20 protein-coding genes and 8 tRNA genes are annotated in these 17505 nt (G+C 52.2%); 9 read left to right on the forward strand and 19 right to left on the reverse strand.

Translation table 11 applies throughout. The features are described 5' to 3' along the window. The 10 genes from BED41_RS08365 to BED41_RS08410 form a co-directional block, all read right to left on the reverse strand. Positions 1 to 201 (reverse strand): 4Fe-4S dicluster domain-containing protein, encoded by a 201-nt coding sequence (locus tag BED41_RS08365; RefSeq protein WP_066744806.1) that lies wholly within the window; start codon positions 199 to 201, stop codon positions 1 to 3. A 163-nt stretch (positions 202 to 364) separates the two neighbouring features. Then, positions 365 to 1021, reverse strand: coding sequence for a tRNA (adenosine(37)-N6)-threonylcarbamoyltransferase complex dimerization subunit type 1 TsaB (gene tsaB, locus BED41_RS08370; protein WP_066744808.1), 657 nt, complete (start codon positions 1019 to 1021; stop codon positions 365 to 367). After that, complete coding sequence (gene tsaE, locus BED41_RS08375) at positions 1018 to 1530, reverse strand: tRNA (adenosine(37)-N6)-threonylcarbamoyltransferase complex ATPase subunit type 1 TsaE (RefSeq protein WP_084002351.1); 513 nt, start codon at positions 1528 to 1530, stop codon at positions 1018 to 1020. The genes tsaB and tsaE overlap by 4 nt, the downstream gene beginning before the upstream one ends. Beyond that, positions 1505 to 3037 (reverse strand): bifunctional ADP-dependent NAD(P)H-hydrate dehydratase/NAD(P)H-hydrate epimerase, encoded by a 1533-nt coding sequence (locus BED41_RS08380; RefSeq protein ID WP_066744812.1) that lies wholly within the window; start codon positions 3035 to 3037, stop codon positions 1505 to 1507. The genes tsaE and BED41_RS08380 overlap by 26 nt, the downstream gene beginning before the upstream one ends. A 2-nt stretch (positions 3038 to 3039) precedes the next feature. Beyond that, entirely contained in the window at positions 3040 to 3405 is a 366-nt protein-coding gene (gene acpS, locus BED41_RS08385) for a holo-ACP synthase (RefSeq protein ID WP_066744814.1), read from the reverse strand. Further along, positions 3402 to 4085 (reverse strand): glucosaminidase domain-containing protein, encoded by a 684-nt coding sequence (locus tag BED41_RS08390; protein WP_168160250.1) that lies wholly within the window; start codon positions 4083 to 4085, stop codon positions 3402 to 3404. Before BED41_RS08390 ends, acpS begins: the two co-directional genes overlap by 4 nt. 70 nt (positions 4086 to 4155) lie before the next feature. Next, positions 4156 to 4569, reverse strand: a complete 414-nt coding sequence (locus BED41_RS08395; RefSeq protein ID WP_084002352.1) for a response regulator — start codon at positions 4567 to 4569, stop codon at positions 4156 to 4158. 171 nt (positions 4570 to 4740) lie between these two features. After that, entirely contained in the window at positions 4741 to 5085 is a 345-nt protein-coding gene (locus BED41_RS08400) for a transposase domain-containing protein (protein ID WP_066744820.1), read from the reverse strand. Next, complete coding sequence (tnpB, locus tag BED41_RS16925) at positions 5064 to 5486, reverse strand: IS66 family insertion sequence element accessory protein TnpB (RefSeq protein WP_437177030.1); 423 nt, start codon at positions 5484 to 5486, stop codon at positions 5064 to 5066. The genes BED41_RS08400 and tnpB (BED41_RS16925) overlap by 22 nt, the downstream gene beginning before the upstream one ends. 261 nt (positions 5487 to 5747) lie before the next feature. Next, positions 5748 to 5822 (reverse strand) — tRNA-Val (locus BED41_RS08410). Positions 5823 to 6051: 229 nt separating this feature from the next. Between BED41_RS08410 and BED41_RS16930 the strand changes: the two genes are divergently transcribed. The 3 genes from BED41_RS16930 (at position 6052) to BED41_RS08420 (ending at position 7037) form a co-directional block, all read left to right on the forward strand. Then, a complete protein-coding gene (locus BED41_RS16930) occupies positions 6052 to 6309 on the forward strand; it encodes a helix-turn-helix domain-containing protein (protein WP_084002355.1) in 258 nt (85 codons plus the stop codon). Between the two features lie 22 nt (positions 6310 to 6331). Continuing rightward, positions 6332 to 6895 carry a hypothetical protein gene (locus BED41_RS16450; protein ID WP_157102308.1) on the forward strand — a complete coding sequence of 188 codons (564 nt, stop codon included), beginning with the start codon at positions 6332 to 6334 and terminating at the stop codon, positions 6893 to 6895. A gap of 58 nt (positions 6896 to 6953) precedes the next feature. Next, a tRNA-Leu gene (locus BED41_RS08420) sits at positions 6954 to 7037 on the forward strand. 171 nt (positions 7038 to 7208) lie between these two features. Here the strand turns inward: BED41_RS08420 and BED41_RS08425 are convergent. Both BED41_RS08425 and BED41_RS08430 read right to left on the reverse strand, forming a co-directional pair. Beyond that, the gene (locus BED41_RS08425) at positions 7209 to 7727 is read right to left on the reverse strand and encodes an MgtC/SapB family protein (protein ID WP_066744823.1); all 519 of its coding nucleotides are present in this window, start codon (positions 7725 to 7727) and stop codon (positions 7209 to 7211) included. A gap of 78 nt (positions 7728 to 7805) precedes the next feature. Further along, positions 7806 to 8066 (reverse strand): CPF_0552 family protein, encoded by a 261-nt coding sequence (locus tag BED41_RS08430; protein WP_066744825.1) that lies wholly within the window; start codon positions 8064 to 8066, stop codon positions 7806 to 7808. Between the two features lie 230 nt (positions 8067 to 8296). On the opposite strand from BED41_RS08430, the gene BED41_RS08435 reads away from it, so the two are divergent. From BED41_RS08435 to BED41_RS08455, 5 genes are all read left to right on the forward strand, one after another. After that, positions 8297 to 8373: transfer RNA gene (locus BED41_RS08435), tRNA-Arg, on the forward strand. A gap of 37 nt (positions 8374 to 8410) precedes the next feature. Then, positions 8411 to 8487, forward strand: a tRNA-His gene (locus BED41_RS08440). Positions 8488 to 8512: 25 nt separating this feature from the next. Then, positions 8513 to 8588 (forward strand) — tRNA-Lys (locus BED41_RS08445). 21 nt (positions 8589 to 8609) lie between these two features. Then, positions 8610 to 8685, forward strand: a tRNA-Lys gene (locus BED41_RS08450). A 9-nt stretch (positions 8686 to 8694) separates the two neighbouring features. Beyond that, positions 8695 to 8769: transfer RNA gene (locus BED41_RS08455), tRNA-Val, on the forward strand. A 216-nt stretch (positions 8770 to 8985) separates the two neighbouring features. Here BED41_RS08455 and BED41_RS08460 read toward each other — a convergent pair. The 3 genes from BED41_RS08460 to BED41_RS16455 form a co-directional block, all read right to left on the reverse strand. Continuing rightward, entirely contained in the window at positions 8986 to 9333 is a 348-nt protein-coding gene (locus BED41_RS08460) for a transposase domain-containing protein (RefSeq protein ID WP_066744826.1), read from the reverse strand. Next, positions 9312 to 9734, reverse strand: coding sequence for an IS66 family insertion sequence element accessory protein TnpB (tnpB, locus tag BED41_RS16935; RefSeq protein WP_437177031.1), 423 nt, complete (start codon positions 9732 to 9734; stop codon positions 9312 to 9314). Before tnpB (BED41_RS16935) ends, BED41_RS08460 begins: the two co-directional genes overlap by 22 nt. Positions 9735 to 9915: 181 nt before the next feature. Beyond that, a tRNA-Val gene (locus BED41_RS16455) sits at positions 9916 to 10021 on the reverse strand. A gap of 344 nt (positions 10022 to 10365) precedes the next feature. On the opposite strand from BED41_RS16455, the gene gltS reads away from it, so the two are divergent. Then, positions 10366 to 11619 (forward strand): sodium/glutamate symporter, encoded by a 1254-nt coding sequence (gltS, locus tag BED41_RS08475; protein ID WP_066744833.1) that lies wholly within the window; start codon positions 10366 to 10368, stop codon positions 11617 to 11619. Between the two features lie 581 nt (positions 11620 to 12200). Here gltS and BED41_RS08480 read toward each other — a convergent pair. The 4 genes from BED41_RS08480 to BED41_RS08495 form a co-directional block, all read right to left on the reverse strand. Continuing rightward, positions 12201 to 13619: an MATE family efflux transporter gene (locus tag BED41_RS08480; protein ID WP_066744835.1), complete on the reverse strand. Its 1419-nt coding sequence runs from the start codon at positions 13617 to 13619 to the stop codon at positions 12201 to 12203. A 151-nt stretch (positions 13620 to 13770) separates the two neighbouring features. Next, the gene (locus tag BED41_RS08485) at positions 13771 to 14232 is read right to left on the reverse strand and encodes a GNAT family N-acetyltransferase (protein WP_066744837.1); all 462 of its coding nucleotides are present in this window, start codon (positions 14230 to 14232) and stop codon (positions 13771 to 13773) included. A 24-nt stretch (positions 14233 to 14256) separates the two neighbouring features. Beyond that, on the reverse strand, positions 14257 to 15651 hold the full coding sequence (locus tag BED41_RS08490; protein WP_066744839.1) for a glutamate mutase L: 1395 nt from the start codon (positions 15649 to 15651) through the stop codon (positions 14257 to 14259). Beyond that, positions 15641 to 17386: a cobalamin-dependent protein gene (locus tag BED41_RS08495; RefSeq protein ID WP_066749135.1), complete on the reverse strand. Its 1746-nt coding sequence runs from the start codon at positions 17384 to 17386 to the stop codon at positions 15641 to 15643. The genes BED41_RS08490 and BED41_RS08495 overlap by 11 nt, the downstream gene beginning before the upstream one ends. Positions 17387 to 17505: the final 119 nt, after the last annotated feature.

Consider the following 17505-nt stretch of genomic DNA (forward strand, 5'->3'; position numbering starts at 1 on the left):
TTATTCACACTCCTTAACAGTGATTGCCAGGTCCGGGCAGATATTCTCGCACTGGCGGCAGCCAATGCAGTCCTCCGGACGAACCGCTACGCTCTTAACCTGATCGTTAAGTTCCAGAACCTTCTTGGGGCATATAGCGATACAGAGGCCACATCCTTTACACCACTTCTCAACAACGTCGATGTTGAACTTCTTCGCCAAAAGACCCACCTTCCTTCCACACATCTAATCGATTTTGTCTGTCAACCAGAACTACTGAGACTCGATTGGCATAACTTCCCGTATTATGCCAAAGTTTGCGCATTTATTCAAGGAAAAGATTAAATTCTTTATTTTCTGATAACTTTAAAATATTATGAACAATTTATCTGTCAGTGGGGCCGATGTCCGGTTCGCGCAGATATTGCGCCTGGACTTCCCGCGGAGAGAGCGCCTTTGCCGCGTAGATCCAGCCCATTTGAGCGCAGGCTCCGCCGGAGGCGCTCTCGCGTTCAATTACGGGACAGCCGCTTTCCCGCAGTCTCCCATACTGGGCGACGTCTGGAGAGACGATCACCGCGTCGGGATATCCTTTAAGCGTCTGCAGCAGCGCATCTTCGGAGACGAACGCAGGGGGGACGGCGGCGGCGCCTTTGCGCGAATCGTAGACCGCAGCGTAACAGTGGGTGCGCTTTGCCTTAAAGACCGGCACGAGGCAGTCATATCTATCTTTCAAGTCCCAGATGAAGATCTCCAGCGACGACAGCGGCACCACGGGCAAAAGCAGCGCCTCCGCGAGGGCCGCCCCGTAGGCGATACCGGCACGAATGCCCGTATAATACCCCGGCCCCACACCGACCGCGAGAAGCTCTAAGTCAGACATCGTCATTCTTGCCTCATCAAGAAGGTCCGCCGTTATGAGCGGCAGTTCCTCGGACTGACGGCGGCCAAGTTCAAGATTGCGCTCTCCGATGATATTTCCGTTTATGGCAAGGCCGACGTTCGTCCAGCGTCCGGCACAGTTTATCCCCAGTATTTTCATTCCGCACTCACCATCGTTTTTATCTCCTCCACAACCCTCCGAAGGGCTTCGCAGGCCGCCTCTCCGTAACCTGTGAATGTCAAACTTCTGGATTCACCGTCTCCGGGGGCCGCCTCAAATTCAACGTCTATCCTGTCGCCATCCGGAGCCTCCGTCCATCGTTCAGCCCACTCCACCACCGCCGTGAAGCCCTCTTCGAGATATTCCTCTATTCCAAGAGAATTGATCTCCGCCTCATCTTCCAGCCGGTAAAGGTCGGCATGGAGAAGCGGGACCGCGCCCTCGTATTCGCTCATGATGATAAATGTCGGGCTCTTTACGCGTTCGTAACCCAGCGCGTGCCCCACGCCCTGCGTCAGCTTCGTCTTCCCCATTCCGAGAGAACCTTTGAGCAGAACGAGCAGTCCAGGATATGCCGCATTCCCCAGAGCCTTCCCCACGAGGAAGGTCTCTTCCGGACTCTCGCTTGTAACTATGAAACTGTTACTTAAGCACTGCCGGAATCTCATCGGCAATCTCCCCTGCGAGCGCTCCGCGTACCCCAAGGCGCGCCTCCAAAGCCTCTCCCGCTAATCCGTGCGCCAGCGCGCCCGCCGTAGCGGCGTCGGCTATCGGAATCCCCGCGGCGATAAACGCGCCGATGATACCGCTCAGCACGTCGCCCGATCCGGGAACGGCCAGCGACGGCGACCCCGCAGCGATCATCCGCAGCTCTTCCGAGGAAGCGACCAGCGTGTTCCTCCCCTTAAGCAGTGCCTGTCCCGTCTTAGCGGTAAGCGCAAAGGCGCACTCGGCCCGCTTCGAGTCCACCTCCGCGGGAGTAAGGCCGAGAATGCGTCCGGCCTCCGCGCTGTGCGGCGTCAGCAGGACGTCTGCCCGCGGTGCCAGCTCAGACAGATTTCGGCCATAGAACCAGAGCATATCGGCGTCCAGCAGCAGCGGCAGGCGGCAGTTTTTCCAGAGCCAGAGGAAGAGCTCCTCCACCCCCTCGGAACGGCCGCATCCTGGCCCCGCTACAAGCGCCGCGCATTTTGGCAGCCATTCGGAGATGACGGCGGAGGCCGACGCGCCTTCGACCTCTCCGTTTCTCGTCGCGAGCGGCAGGACGATAGCCTCCGGCAGCTCCGCGGAGATATGGGGGGCGATAAAGTCAGGAACCGCCGCAAAAACAAGCCCAGCGCCGGCGCGCAGCGCGCCGCGGACCGTAAGCAGCGGCGCGCCGCGATAGCTGCCGCTGCCGGCATATACAAGCAGGTTGCCGCGCTCAGTTTTATGTATGTTACGGGAAATTTCCGGCAGCATCCTATGCAGGTCGCCGGATTCATAAAGAGACATTTTTGGTCTTCTGGGCAGTATAGCCTCGGGCGGCACGCCAATATCCGCGGTTATTATCCGGCCACAGCAATCCGCCGCCGGACAAAAGGCCATGCCGTACTTCGGGGCCAGGAAGGTGACTGTCTCGGCGGCCCTTATACATGGCTCATAGACGCCGCCGCTTTCTGGATCTATCCCCGAAGGGATATCCAGAGCGAGGACATTTTTACATCCCTCTAAAAGCCTTATAAGGCGTGCCGGCTCTTTACGCGGCGCGCCGGACGTTCCTGTTCCGAGCAAGCCCTCTATCACGCAGCGTGCGCCGCCAATCAGCGAGGAAATCTCGGAATCGGTCAGCTCCGGCGTATCGAATATCCTCAGTCTTTCGCCGTCAAACCGTCTCAGTATCGCAAGATTTACCGCGGCGTCATTTTTATAAACCTCGTCGGCGTCGCTCTTTAATACTGTCACTGCCGCCCCGCCGATGAGGAGATGGCGCGCCGCGGCAAATCCGTCGCCGCCGTTGTTTCCGCGGCCAGCCAATATGACAAAACGGTCCTTTGGATCACCGGCCAGTTCGACAGCCGCGCGGGCGGCGTTTTTCGCGGCATTCTCCATCAGTACTACGGATGGGACGCCATATTTGGCGGCGGCGATATTATCCGCTTCGCGGATATCCGCCGGCATATAGAAATTTTTCATCGTTATCCCTCCAAAACTACCATGGCGGCGGCCATGCCGGATTCATGAGAAAGGCTGAGAAAGACTCGGATTATACCCTCTTCCTCAAGACGGCGCTGAAAATCGGCGCTGAAATTGAATACGGGTCCCCTTTCAGTGCGAACCACCTCGCAGGCATCGAGTCCCATCTTCCCAAGCCCCCAGCCGCCGGCCTTAGCCAGAGCCTCCTTCGCGGCAAAGGCCGCGGCATAATGCGAGGCGGCGTCCGCCTTGTCTTTGGCATAGGCGATCTCGCCCTCTGAGAACAGACGTTTGACAAAGCCCTCTCGCGCGACAGCCTTTTTCATACGTTCGATGTCGCACAGGTCAATACCGATGCCTCTGATCATAATCCGCCCCCCATAGCCGTCTCGATGGCCCTCTCCTGCCATTTTTCCAATATCCCGAAGCCCTTCGCGGTCTCAAACTGCCGGTGCAGTTTCTTCTTCCACGCGCGGCCATATATCTCCGGTGCCAATTTTACAGCCTTTAGGGCCAATTTTTCAAAATATCTGTGATCGGTAGCCCATTTCCCATACCTACCCTTATACAGGCCGCCCAGATATCCCCAAATATTATTATTATGTTTCGCCGAGATAGGATAATCATCCCTTATTTTCCTGGAATAGTCGCCGAGAAACTTCTTCAGCGACCTGTATTTTCTGAACGAAGATCTTACCATTACACTCTTTCCGCCGATATGCTCTTCGCTCAATATATCTATATAGGGCATTCCCAACGTCTTCCAGGCCTTGTTTGCCTTTATTCCCGCGCCGTTTTTACCTTCGCGCCAAAGCCTGCTCTGCCAGTCGCCCGTCTCATGTGAGCAGTGGACGGCGGCGCCGAAGGGGTTAACGCTCTTGTATTTTTTGGCCGCGCGGTAGAAATCTATCGTAGAAAAGCCCTCGGCTCTCCAGGGAACGGCCAGCAGACAAAATAAAAGGCAGAACAGTCCTCCGTAACGTAAAAAAAGGCGGCACCGTTCTGCACCTATAAAATATCGATTTTTTAGTTTTTTAAGACAGTCCATTAATATAAAAATTAAATGTATAAACGGATAACAGAACCTTAAAATAACCGATACTCCCCAAAATTCCATTCTAAGGTTTTATCAGCGCCGCCAGAATGTTGTACAGGTTCGTCGGATCCACCGGTTTGGCAAAATGGGCATTCATCCCCGCCGCCAGAGAATTGTCCCTGTCCGCACTGCAGTCTTTCGCCGTCATTGCGATTATCGGTATAGTACGGGCATCCTTCTTGGCGCTGGCACGGATGGCTCTCGCCGCGTCAAGGCCGTCCATCACAGGCATGCTGATGTCCATCAAGATTGCGTCAAAATAACCGTCGGGTTCGTTAAGAAACAGCTCAAGGCCAGATTTGCCGTTATTTGCGTGTACCACAGAGATTCCCTCATGTTCAAGTACTTTTATGGTAATAGAGGCATTTAAGGAGTGGTCTTCGCATAGCAATATGCGCTTTCCGGACAGGGTTACCATTTTGACTCTTCCTTCCATGGCGTAATGTATGGTTACTCATAAACTCTATAATTAAAATTATACCATTTTTTAAAAAATGGTCATCATCTCCAAGCAGAGAATTTTATCTCAGAGATGATTCATATGTGTCTGCTAATCGTAAGCGTCAAAACTACCGTACCTATGCCAATAAGCAGATATATTATATTATCAGTTTTCAGAGTCGTTGAGTCCGGCATCAGAGGCATGGTCACAGGATTCGTCGTTGTCGCCGGCCGTTGAATCAGTCTGCTCTTTCAATTTGCAGCGGCATGGAATCTCTTTGCTCCAGGGCAGGAGAGTATAGTATCGCTCCGGTGCCGTGTTGGGCATGCTTTCAAGGATGTATTTGAGGTATTCGTATGGTTTGAGGTGGTTCTCTTTTGCCGTCTCTATTATTGAGTAGATTACCGCGCTGGTTTCCGCTCCTTTGGGGGAGCAGGAAAAGAGCCAGTTTTTTCTGCCTATGACGAATGGTTTTATGCTTCGTTCCGCTAAGGAGTGTTCAAGGCCCACGCGAATAAGGCATCCGTTATTGCCTTGCTTTGTTCTAGTCTTTTGACACGACGCTCTTCCAGCGTCAGTTTTGTATAGTCACGTTCAAGAGCGAAGAGTCTGTCGCAGTATTCAAGTCCTTTTTGTGAGGCGCAGGCTGGTTGTTCTTGTAGGACTGCCTGTATCCCTTCGTGAATTTTTCTTCTCACATGGGCCCGGCAGCCACAGCGGCGAATTCTGCACCGAGTCTGCCATATCCGCATAGCCGTCTGTGTGCAGATAGCCTCTGAAGCGCTCTTATTACAGAAGATAAACATAGACTCACCGCTGAAATCACAGGCAAGGCTGAGATTTACGATGGCAGCCAGACCATCGACACCCTTACGCATATTCGCAGCGCCGCAGACAATATATATCTTTATTACTGCTCTCGATCATAAAACTGCTCCCTTCTGCGATGCTTAATAAGGGGAGTTTACATGCTTTTTGACTTAATTTATAGGTACGGGAGTTTTGACGCTTACTTTATACCGAACGCACTTACCGGAAAAACAAGGCGGCCTCGGAGAGGCATACCAGCGATTGCTATAAAAATTTCCATTATGTCTTTTCCATCTATTGCCCGTTTACTTTTGAATACAAAAAAGGGCTTCCAGCAAAAGCCAAAAGCCCTGAATTATCAATGGTGGACGATAGAAGAATTGAACTTCTGACCTCTTCCGTGTCAAGGAAGCGTTCTACCTCTGAACTAATCGTCCGTGACCTGACAGGAAGAAATTCTACCGTGGAATCCCTTTTCTGTCAACACCCTGCGCCGCAAATTGTTATTGCTTTGTTAATTGCAAAAGTAACCGAGTCCCCCAAGTGATATAAGCATCGTAATAACTTCTGCGAAAAAGATAAGAGAACGCCAGTCGCATTAACTTTTGCGAGGGAGTATGATCATAATATCTTTAGCCGCCTTGTCTTTTGAATGGAGTGTTCGCCATGAATTGTTTTTCTCACTTGTCACTCTCAGATAGGATAAGGATAGAGAGCAGTCTCAACTCAAGGAGGTCTTTTAAGAAAATTGCCGAAGTTTTAGGCAAACATCCTTCGTCTATTTCTCTTGAGATCAGAAAGCATTTGCAGAGGAAAAGGACGGGCGGCGCCGGACAGTGCTTCAATGACTGTGCCAAACGCATGGGATGTAAACGTTCCGGGCTTTGTAACGTGAAGAGGCGTCAAAGAACATTTCAAGGTTGATAAGAGCTGTCGTAAGGGAAGGATGTTCTCAGATTTTACAGAGTATCTGAAAGACAATCCAGACGTTTCTCCAGTTCAAATAGACACCGTCGAAGGTATCAAAGGAGGCCCAGTCTTGTTGACCGTCCACTTTCTCGACACGTCGTTCATGCTGGCCTTTCTCCGCGGCGCCAATACCGCACGCTCCGTGTCCGATGTCTTTGACGGACTTTATTCCCTCTTGGGCATTGAGAGCTTCAAACTTCTCTTTCCTGTGATCCTCACAGACAATGGAAGTGAGTTTTCCGCTCCCATGGCACTTGAAAAAGATGCTGGCGGCATACGGCGCTGCCGTGTATTTTACTGTGACCCGTCGTCTCCGTTCCAAAAGGGCGTTATTGAAAACAATCATGAACTGATACGCCGCATCATTCCCAAAGGAAAAAGCTTCGGCGGACTATCTCAGCCACAAATACAGCTTATGATGGACCATATCAATTCGTACAACAGAAAGTGGTCTCGGTTACTTCTGCAAAGTTGCAGTTATTTTTGCTATTCACAAATCTTTCCACTCATATTTTACTATCGCATAGCATCCCATATTTAGTGTTATATAATCTTTTCTTGCTTTATCTTGAAATGCAATGTAAAATGTTGTACCGGATGCGGGAATGGCGGAATTGGTAGACGCGCAAGACTTAGGATCTTGTGCCACCGGCGTAGGGGTTCGAGTCCCCTTTCCCGCACCATTTATGCAGGATGTATACGCGTATCATTATTTTCCTATTTTTGCTTTTGTCCAATAAGATTTTGCAGTCCGCAGAGGCTCGTCTTTCATTTCCAGTATAACAAAACAAAAACAGACTATTGATATGAAATCAAGGTCATCAGAAGAGACTGGAATTCCTTCCTCATCACCGTTACTTCTCCTTGGGACCGCGGCGCTGAAAAAGTTTTTTAAGCCAAAGCTTAAATGGGAGGCAATATCTTTCTTTGGCACAGGAGACCATATCCTCGGAACAGATAAGCGTTATATAGGCCAGCACCGATGCCGATATCGAGAGCATATATAACCCTAGCCCCGCACCGATGCCAAGCACCGTTATAAGATATACCTCCGCCGCCGTCGTGATCCCCTTTATGTCACCGTGCGGGCTCTTATATATTATCCCCGCTCCTATAAAGCCGATACCAGTCAGCATACCAACCATCAGACGCGCGGGGTCTGTCCTCACGCTGACCTCATGCGGATAGGAGTAGGCCAACTCGGTAAAACCGTAGGACGAGATGATCGCCACTGTACAGGCGGCCAGAGAGATGAGTATATGCGTACGTGCGCCGATAGGTTTATTCCTATGCTTGCGCTCCATTCCAAAGACCGCGCCTAAAAAAGCGGCCAGCATCAGCCGGCATAAAATCTCAAATTCTCCAATATACATCCGTCCACCTCCTAAAATAAAATCGGGCAGTAGAACCGGAGAGCGGCCGGCCCTGCTGCCCCTGTACAATAAAGATCGTTAGTCCGAAAGATCTACCAGCTGCGCTTTGACACCCTCAAGCGCGTTAAGCTTGCTTTCAAGCTCTCTTGAGGTCTCATTACAGCAACAGAGCTGAAGCACCAGAAGCCCCGCCGGCGAACAGGTACCAGGCGTAGATTGATCGTGGAGGCCAAGCCTTGTCAAAATCGAGCATCCATACTCGGTCAGCACACGCTGTACCTCAACGGCGCATTTATCACGATTATAGATTCTCACCGCCATGATCTGATAACAATTCATTTCGAGCACCCCTTATCTGTACATATTATATTTATCTTACAATTCCTAAACGTTAGTCTAACATATAAAACTATTTTCTACAATTTGTCTTATCGCCTATTTCTATGATAAATAACATCTTTGTTGAGTTAAAGTAAAAAAAGTCGTAGCATTTTTTGTTTTTCATATTGACACAAACTATATTTTGATTATAATTATTCGCGTGCTTCGGCAGAGGCAGTGTGAAATGTGCGCCTGTAGCTCAGCCGGATAGAGCAACTGCCTTCTAAGCAGTGGGCCGGGGGTTCGAGTCCCTTCAGGCGCGCCACTTTAACAAGTGCGAAGCACAGAAAAAGTTGTTTATGGTGAGTGTAGCTCAATTGGTTAGAGTACCGGATTGTGGTTCCGGTGGTTGCGGGTTCAATTCCCGTCACTCACCCCACTAAATAGCTTTTGTTTAAATGGTTGGATCGTTAGCTCAACTGGCAGAGCACCTGACTCTTAATCAGGGGGTTACAGGTTCGATTCCTGTACGATCCACCAACTTAAAAGGAAGACGCGTTTGGATCGTTAGCTCAACTGGCAGAGCACCTGACTCTTAATCAGGGGGTTACAGGTTCGATTCCTGTACGATCCACCATTTTTATCTGGGCGATTAACTCAGTGGTAGAGTGTCACCTTCACACGGTGGAAGTCGTTGGTTCGAACCCAATATCGCCCACCATCGTTATTACAGAGCCCTTGAGATTTTTTGAGGGTTCTTTTTTTATGCAAAAAATTGCTGTATGCCGCAAGCGTCAAAACTACCGTACCTACACCAATAAGCAGATCTATTGTATTATCGTTCAGCAGAGTCGTTGAGTCCAGCACCAGAGGCAGGGGCACAGGATTCGTAAGCGTCAAATATACCGTACATACGCCAATAATCAGATCTATTGTATTATAATTCAGCAGAGTCGTTGACTCCAGCATCAGAGGCATGGTCACAGGATTCGTCGTTGTCGCCGGCCGTTGAATCCGGCTGGCCTTTCAATTTGCAGCGGCATGGAAGCTCTTTGCTCCAGGGCAGGATGGTATGGTATCGCTCCGGTGCCGTGTTGGGCATGTTTTCAAGAATGTATTTGAGGTATTCGTATGGTTTGAGGTGGTTCTCTTTTGCCCTCTCTATTATTGAGTAGATTACCGCGCTGGTTTCCGCTCCTTTGGGGGAGCAGGAAAAGAGCCAGTTTTTTCTGCCTATGACGAATGGTTTTATGCTTCGTTCCGCTAAGGAGTGTTCAAGGCCCACGCGAATAAGGCATCCGTTATTGCCTTGCTTTGTTCTAGTCTTTTGACACGACGCTCTTCCGGCGTCAGTTTTGTATAGTCACGTTCAAGAGCGAAGAGTCTGTCGCAGTATTCAAGTCCTTTTTGTGAGGCGCAGGCTGGTTGTTCTTGTAGGACTGCCTGTATCCCTTCGTGAATTTTTCTTCTCACATGGGCCCGGCAGCCACAGCGGCGAATTCTGCACCGAGTCTGCCATATCCGCATAGCCGTCTGTGTGCAGATAGCCTCTGAAGCGCTCTTATTACAGAAGATAAACATAGACTCACCGCTGAAATCACAGGCAAGGCTGAGATTTACGATGGCAGCCAGACCATCGACACCCTTACGCATATCCGCAGCTCCGCAGACAATATATATCTTTATTACTGCTCTCGATCATAAAACTGCTCTCTTCTGCGATGCTTAATAAGAGGAGTTTACATGCTTTTCGACTTAATTTATAGGTACGGGAGTTTTGACGCTTACAGAATTTTCATCTATTGCCTGTTTACCTTTGAATACCAAAAAGGGCTTCCAGCAAAAGCCGAAAGCCCTGAATTATCAATGGTGGACGGTAGAAGAATTGAACTTCTGACCTCTTCCGTGTCAAGGAAGCGTATTGTATTCCGTTTAAGATTTGGCTCAAAAAGCTTTTCCGCTGCCACAGCTCCAGGGGAAGGTAGCTGCACAGGGAGAATTTTAGCCCATTCCGACGGCCGCAGGCTGCTGTTCGTAGCGCTCCCCATACAATGACGGCGCTGTTCGCATACCCAATTAATACTACAAAACCGGCCTACATGGCTTTTGTTAAAGAGTATGGGATGTCGGCTTCATAATTAAAATGTGATATTAACTTTGGCGCTCATAAAATATTCGTGTTATAATAAATTATCTTTAAAAATAAATAATGCAATGCTTCTTATGATAAGTTACTAAAGCCAGAGACCACTGGCGTATAGTTATTTATATAGAATGCGGCAAGATACAAAAATCTATTATATAAGGAGAAAATAATATGTTATTTGAGCTCCTCAACGGTATAGCTGTTTTAAAGTTCGACGCCCTATGGACTACGACGCTGGCAATTATTTTGCTCTTAATCGGTTTCGCGATCAGGAACAAGGTCGGCATCATTGGCAGGTTTTGTATCCCGGCGCCGGTTATCGGCGGCCTTTTGATGTCCATCACCACGCTTATACTTCACCATACGGGAAATTTCACCGTTCAGTTCACAACCTCTATGCAGTCGCCGATGATGCTGGCCTTTTTTACTACGGTCGGAGTCGGCGTAAGCTTTGGACTGCTTAAAAAGGGAGGACGCGCGCTGATAATCTATCTGGTATTCTGCTGGGTTCTGGCGGCGATACAGAATGCCTTCGGCGCCGGACTCGCCTCGGCGCTGGGGTTGAATCCGCTTCTGGGCATCATGGCCGGGGCCGTATCTCTTGAGGGCGGACATGGCGCGGCCGCCGCCTTTGGTCCAATGGTGGAAGGGTTAGGAGTAAAAGGCGCGGCCGCGGTAGCCATAGCCTCGGCCACCTTTGGGCTTATCGCGGGCGGACTTCTTGGAGGGCCGGTAGCCAAGACTCTTATCGAGCGCCATCACCTAAAGATAGAGGCGAATGCGGATACGATGTTTCAGAAAAGCGCCGACGATATCCTGAATGAGCAGTCCGAGAGAAAAGTAACCAGCGCCGCTCTGCTCAGCACCCTTGCGCTCGTACTCATTCTTATGGTCATCGGTTCATATCTTTCACAATATATCGCCAGGCTGACGGCCGGAACTAATTTCAGCCTTCCCGGTTATGTGACTGCGATGTTCGCGGCGGTCGTATTCAGAAATCTAAACGACCACCTCCATTTTGTTAAAATCAACAGCAGCTGTATAGACATCATTTCCGATATATCGATCGGCATATTTCTTACCATGGCGATGATGAGTCTGCGCATCTGGGATCTTTACGACCTCGCATTGCCGCTCATCGTGATCCTCATGCTGCAGACGACGCTAATCGTGCTACTGGCGATGTTTGTCCTGTTCCGCCTGCTGGGGAGGGATTATGACGCGGTCGTCATGTGTTCGGGTTTCATCGGACATGGCCTGGGAGCCACTCCAAACGCCGTAGCTAATATGGGATCGGTGTGTGAGAGATACGGCGTAATGTCATACAAGGCTTTTCTGATAGTTCCGCTCTGCGGCGCGGTCCTTATTGATCTTGTCGGTATTCCCAATATAGTATGGTTCATCAATTTCTTTGCCAACCGCTAAAAATCAACAAGAAGAGTGCCTAGGTTTCAGCTTCGGAACCGAGGCACTCTTTTTGCGAACTGCATCGCTGCACCGCATAAACGCTGATCATCCGGCACAGGCGGTAATCCTGCCGGTCCGTTAAATTATTTCCCCTAAATTGCCTTTTTACGTGAGCCAAGTCCATTTTTTCGGAATGAACCAAATATCCTGTAATTTCGAATGCCAGTTCATGTTTTATTTCATGCTGAATTATTTTTCAAATAATCGAAATATTATATCACTGTTATTTACAGGTTCTACGAACGCGTCATCTCACCACAGCCATGGGGACACGCAGACAGCATTAGAGGATACCCCTAAAAGCCTGGCCGAAGCCGGTATCCTCGCCCACAATAACACCAATGCCATGAAGAACCAAATATCCGCCTATGAAGCCTATTTAAATATACTGCGTAATGCAGCTTGAAAGAGCAGCCGCTGTACTTGGGAACATTCAAATCAAAAGACGGTCTCAACAGCAACATACTGGCTCTACGCCATTTATACAAACGGCACCTAGAGGCAATCATTTATTCAAGGGGCTTTTTAAAAGCCGGCTTCTAATCGCCGCCTGCCTTGCCGTATTTAAAATCTCCGAAGGCCCTCTTCCTGACCCAGAGGAAGCAGGCGAAATGGGCCGCGAAGGTCACCGCCCAGGAGACGGGATAGGAGATGTAGACAGTCGCCACGCTGTGCAGGGCCGGTATATGGAGCAGCGTCGATATCCATACGAGGCGCAGACCGCAGACGCCGAGCAGCGTGACGATCGTCGGCAGCACGGAATATCCCATTCCGCGCATCACGCCGCCCATCCCCTCCATCAGGCCGCAGATGGCGTAGGCGGAGGCGATCAGCTTCATGCGCTCCATACCGGCTGCGATGACCGCCTCGCTCGAGGAATAGATACCCAGCAGCGTATGGCCGAATATGGTGGCGGTGAGCCCCAGCAGACCGCCGACAAGTGCGCTGCAGACAAGACCAACCTTCAGCACCTTATTGACGCGGTCGAACCTCCCCGCCCCCATATTTTGACTCGTGAAGGATATTATCGCCTGATAAAAGGCCTCCATTGAGAAATAAACGAACATCTCAATGCTGTCGGAGGCGCAGCTGCCCGCCATGACTACCGCGCCGAACGAGTTTATGAAGGCCTGGATAACGACGTTGGAGATCGAAAAAAGCACCCCCTGCAGTCCCGCGGGAATACCGATCCTCAGCATCTTCATAAGATTTTTTACATCGATGCGCGCCTTGGCCGGTGTGAAACGCAGCGCCCCGCTCTCGCGGAGCAGACAGCGTAGCACGAGGGCCGCGGAAATACACTGCGCGATGACCGTGGCGATCGCCACTCCGGCCACATCCAGATGAAGATAGATCACGAAAAATAGGTTCAGGAGAACATTTACCACACCGGCAAACGAGAGGTAAATCAGCGGCCTTCTGGTATCGCCGACGGCGCGCAGGATCGCGCCTCCGAAGTTATAGAGCATCATCGGCGTCATGCCGAAGAAATATATGACGAGATAGAGCGTCGCCAGGCCGAGGACCTCCGGCGGCGTCTGCATCATTATCAGTATCTTGCGCGCGAACACTATGCCGAGGACCGTCAGAAAAACGCCGCTCACCACAGCGACGATGATCGAGGTGGCGACGGTCTTGGAGATACCCTCCTCGTCCTTGGAGCCGTAGTAGCGCGCGACGAGGACGTTCGTACCGATTGAGATGCCGACAAAGAGGTTGGTCATCAGGCTTATGAGAGAGGAATTGGAGCCGACTGCCGCGAGAGAGTTGTCCCCCGCATAGCGCCCTACCACGATGATATCCGCCGCGTTGAAAAGCAGCTGAAGGATGCTGGAAAACATGAGCGGTATCGCAAAGAGCAGCATCTTAGGCAAAATACGCCCGCTGCACATATTTATCGCGTACTTGTTTCTGCCGCCTCTGTTCTGATTGATGGTCCTGCCTCTGAATAAAAACATTTAACGTCTCTCCCGTGAAGATAATTGCCTGTTGGAGATATCATATCCACAGCGAGAGCATTCTAACATCTTATGGTTATTTTGCAATATTATTGCGCTTTTTGGGCACGTATTTTTACAGAGGATTAAGACAACCCGCAGTGCGGGGCAATTAATCCTCCGCCGTCAGGAAGTTCCGCTCCAGGTAGATCATATCCTTCAGCCGCACCCCATTTTCAAACATCGGGTGGTCATAATTGTCGATGAAAAAATCCTTTACGCGGTGGCTCTCCTGAAAGCCGCAGCTCCTGTAAAACGGAATGGTAAGCGGGCTCTCGCCGGTGCCGACGAGTATCTTGCGGCAACGGCCACCGTACCTCCCGCAGACAAACTCCATCATCTGACGTCCATAGCCCCTGCGCTGGAAACGCGGCTCCACGGCGAGATTCTTTATCTCAAAGACCCCGCCTCCCTCGTCCGTTACAACGCAGACGGCGCGCAGCCCGCCGTCGTACAGCGCGAACAGCTCTCCCCGCCACAGATATTTATCGATCATATCCTCCTGCTCGTCGGCAAGCAGCAGCAGTTCGAGATAGTTCCTCTTGTCTTCTTCCTTTATAAGCTCTATCTTCATGCGCTCACCCTTTAAAATAAAAAATCATGAGAGAGCCTCAAGGCTCTTTTTCATTATCCCCAGCGCCGCCTTCGGTTCATGGCAGACCAGAAGCCCCATCGCATAGAGCATATAGCTGCCGTCGGCATAGAGCGCCGCCGTCTCCGGCAGCAGGACGTCCCGCTCGCCGCCCTTCCTCAGCGCCTCCTTCAGCAGCGCCGCCGGATCTTCGTTGTTTATCAGCGGGCCGCCGGTGCCGATGATGTTTTTTACGCCGCCGAGGTTCTTGCCTCGCTGGAGCAGCTTGCAGCCGACTGAGGCCGTATGTTCTATACATCCCGCGTGACGTCTAGCGGCCGCGCGTACACAATAGGAGGCCAGCGCGGAATCCACGCGGCGTTCTTCGCGCGTGGCGGGCAGAAAAGAGTTGTCAGCCACACGGCGCGCCACCGCCTCCGCCATAAAGGCATCGGAGACCGCCGCGTCAGCCGCGAGCTTCGCCGTCCCCGCTCCCTCGGCCACCAGCACCGATGATTCGCGAAGGCCAAGGTCGCCCTCCACGGTGCGCTTGGCAAACCCCTCGGCGGCTCCGATGAAACGCGCCCCGTCGTATGGGCGCTGTTCCGCGAACGAATGCACGTCGGTCGTCGCGCCGCCAACGTCAAAGATAATCAGCTCTCCTAAACCCTTTTCCCCGTCGCAGCCACGGGCGAGAAGCTCCCCCGCCGCCAGCACCGCAGACGGAGTCGGCATCAGGATGCCGTCAAGCATCCCCCGCACCCCATCCAGCCCCTTCATATTAATGATGCGCTTCAGGAAAATCTCCCTGACGATACTCTCCGCCATCGCGGTGTTCAGCACCCCCACCGAGGGGATGATATTATCGGCAATGAAGCACTCCTTACCGCCGGAGGCGAGCAGAGAGCGCACCTTGGCGGCGGCAAAACTATTGCCTGCGTATATCACCGGCGCCTGCAGGGAGCTGGCCGCGAGGAGGGCGGCGTTATGCAGCAGGGCGGCCTCGCTGCCCCGCTCGTAGCCGCCGCAGAAGAGGATTATCTCGACCTTCTCCGCGGCGAGCCCCGCCAGCTCCGGCTCCTTTATCCTGCCGGCGAGCGTGGCGAGAATCTTTCCTCCCGCGCCGAAGGCGGCGCTGCGGCCTGCCGTGACGCTGAGGCTGCGGCTGAGCCCGATAACGGCCATGCGAAGGCCGCCTGCGGCGCTCGAAGAGGCCAGCTTCAGCGCTCCGTCAAACTCCGCGGCGGAGAGGACATCCCTCGCCATCTCCAGACAGCGCCGCAGGCCGAGCCGCGCGTCGCTCTTCACCGTGGAGGCGGTGCATCCGCTGAAAAGAATCCTCTCCTCGCGCGGCGACACCACCGCCACCTTTGTGTGCGTGCTGCCAAAATCCAGCAGCACGGCCTTTCTGTCACGCGGCATAAATACTCTTCACCACAGATATTATCTTATCCATATCATTATCGCAGTTGACGCCGAGCGCCCGCAGCTCCTCCGTGACGTCGACGGCGAGCGAGCCGCCCTCCATATTCTCGTTGAGCTGTCCGCCGAGGATAAGCGTCGCCTCCGTCCCCGACTCCCGCATCTTCTCCGTGAGTTCCTTAGCGTAACTGAGCGCGATCCCGTTATAGGTACTCAGCGCCACGGCCTTCGCCTCGGTCTCGATCAGCGTATCCACGACCTCCTCCGGCGTCACATAATTCCCGAGGTCAAAAACGGTCGCTCCCGCTTTAGTGAGAATCGCCTTGACGATCTCCTTACCATAGTCGTGGATGTCCGTCGAGCCGACGAGCACCTTCTCGCCGGATAGCTCCGCCTCGATCTCGCCGAAGCGGGCAAGCGCCTGGTCCTTCTTGGAATTGAGGTTCTTTATCATATCCGTCGGACGCACCGGCAGCCGTTCCCCTGATGTGGTCTTTTCACCCGCGCCGAAATTATCCTCCAGCTGGCGCGGACCGATCGCCTTCAACGCTGCGAAAATCTCTCCCGGATGATTGATATCCACGCCGAGGTCGTCAAGGGCGTTCATCATCCGCTCAAAGAAAATCTTGCCGCAGAAGATATAGAGGTCGCGTTCGGCGTTGACCCGCTCCCAGTTGATGAAGGGGGCCATAAACTTTGACTTTTCGATCATCATATCGACCGTCAGATGCCCGTCGACGATCTCCTGCGCCGTCGGGATGCGCACCGCCTCCGTCACCGGCACCGAGGCGACGGCGTGTCCCGTCGGCGTGTGGCGCTGGAATATCGCGTCCGCGAGCGAGAAAGAGGCCAGCGCGCCATAATTCCGCTGATAGTCAAGGCCGTAATCCACCGTGTTGCCGAAGATCATCGTCCCCGGCGTGTGGTGCTTATTGAGCTTCTCCATTACGGAATGAATTATAATCCGTCCCATCGGGTCGCTGAAAAGATTGCCGTAGGCGAAGGCCATCCGCGCGCCGAGCATATCCTCGACGAGATACCGTTCCATCATCGCCCAGCCCGTGATGCTCGCAAGGTCGCGGAACTGGTTGCCGAAGCCGTCGTCCATATTGGAATGGACAATCGTCCCCTCCACCTTGCCCATCAGCATGAAGGCTGTCAGAGAGTTCACCGTGCGCTCATACTCAAGCTCGACGCCCGGATACTCGTAAGTAAAATAATGCGAGACATTGCCAATGGAGGTGACCCCCGCGTTGAGCGCGAATACGGTATTCTCCAGCGCGTTCGGCGAGCCGATCATATGATCCGACATATGCGGCTGCACGGGGACTATCTGCCCCAGCGCCGCCCACTCCTCCGGCGTGTTAAGAATAAGCCCCGTGCCCTTCGGCAGCTTATCCCTGTACGCAGCGGGAACGCCCATCACCCAGTCGAGAATGAAACCAAAGCGCGTGATATAACTGCCGCGCCGTTTCAGCTCACTGTAGATAAACTCAATATTCTTCGCCGTCTCCTCCCAGGAATTCCATCCGACATGCGAATGCTTGGAGATGAGCCCCTCGGCGATCGCGCGGCGCTTATACTCCGCCTCGCTTTTAACGCCATGCTCACGGAAAAACAGCGTCTCCCCCACGGTTATCCCCTTCGCGAGCCTGGAGGCGCCGGCCTCTATCTCTGAGATCGGCGGAAGCTCCTTCCAATCAAACCTCTTGTTAAACTTTATTTCCAACATCATCACTTCCCAATTTGAATTCGCATAAGCTAGATTTTATCTCTTTTTTAAATTTTAGCAAAGAAAAACAACGGCGATATCACGACATGTCAAAAAATCAGAAAATTTGGCAGAGAAAGCGA

Origin of the sequence: Cloacibacillus porcorum (assembly GCF_001701045.1) — a bacterium.
GTDB lineage: Bacteria > Synergistota > Synergistia > Synergistales > Synergistaceae > Cloacibacillus > Cloacibacillus porcorum.

Coding starts and splice junctions, on each gene's coding strand:
- BED41_RS08495 (WP_066749135.1), bottom strand. CDS start 17,386: ATGATGTTGGAAATAAAGTTTAACAAGAGGTTTGATTGGAAGGAGCTT.
- BED41_RS16450 (WP_157102308.1), top strand. CDS start 6,332: ATGTTCTCAGATTTTACAGAGTATCTGAAAGACAATCCAGACGTTTCT.
- acpS (WP_066744814.1), bottom strand. CDS start 3,405: ATGATCAGAGGCATCGGTATTGACCTGTGCGACATCGAACGTATGAAA.
- BED41_RS08425 (WP_066744823.1), bottom strand. CDS start 7,727: ATGTATATTGGAGAATTTGAGATTTTATGCCGGCTGATGCTGGCCGCT.
- BED41_RS08480 (WP_066744835.1), bottom strand. CDS start 13,619: ATGTTTTTATTCAGAGGCAGGACCATCAATCAGAACAGAGGCGGCAGA.
- BED41_RS08380 (WP_066744812.1), bottom strand. CDS start 3,037: ATGAAAAATTTCTATATGCCGGCGGATATCCGCGAAGCGGATAATATC.
- BED41_RS08390 (WP_168160250.1), bottom strand. CDS start 4,085: ATGGACTGTCTTAAAAAACTAAAAAATCGATATTTTATAGGTGCAGAA.
- BED41_RS08395 (WP_084002352.1), bottom strand. CDS start 4,569: ATGGAAGGAAGAGTCAAAATGGTAACCCTGTCCGGAAAGCGCATATTG.
- BED41_RS08430 (WP_066744825.1), bottom strand. CDS start 8,066: ATGAATTGTTATCAGATCATGGCGGTGAGAATCTATAATCGTGATAAA.
- BED41_RS08490 (WP_066744839.1), bottom strand. CDS start 15,651: ATGCCGCGTGACAGAAAGGCCGTGCTGCTGGATTTTGGCAGCACGCAC.
- tsaB (WP_066744808.1), bottom strand. CDS start 1,021: ATGAAAATACTGGGGATAAACTGTGCCGGACGCTGGACGAACGTCGGC.
- gltS (WP_066744833.1), top strand. CDS start 10,366: ATGTTATTTGAGCTCCTCAACGGTATAGCTGTTTTAAAGTTCGACGCC.
- BED41_RS16930 (WP_084002355.1), top strand. CDS start 6,052: ATGAATTGTTTTTCTCACTTGTCACTCTCAGATAGGATAAGGATAGAG.
- tsaE (WP_084002351.1), bottom strand. CDS start 1,530: ATGAGATTCCGGCAGTGCTTAAGTAACAGTTTCATAGTTACAAGCGAG.
- BED41_RS08485 (WP_066744837.1), bottom strand. CDS start 14,232: ATGAAGATAGAGCTTATAAAGGAAGAAGACAAGAGGAACTATCTCGAA.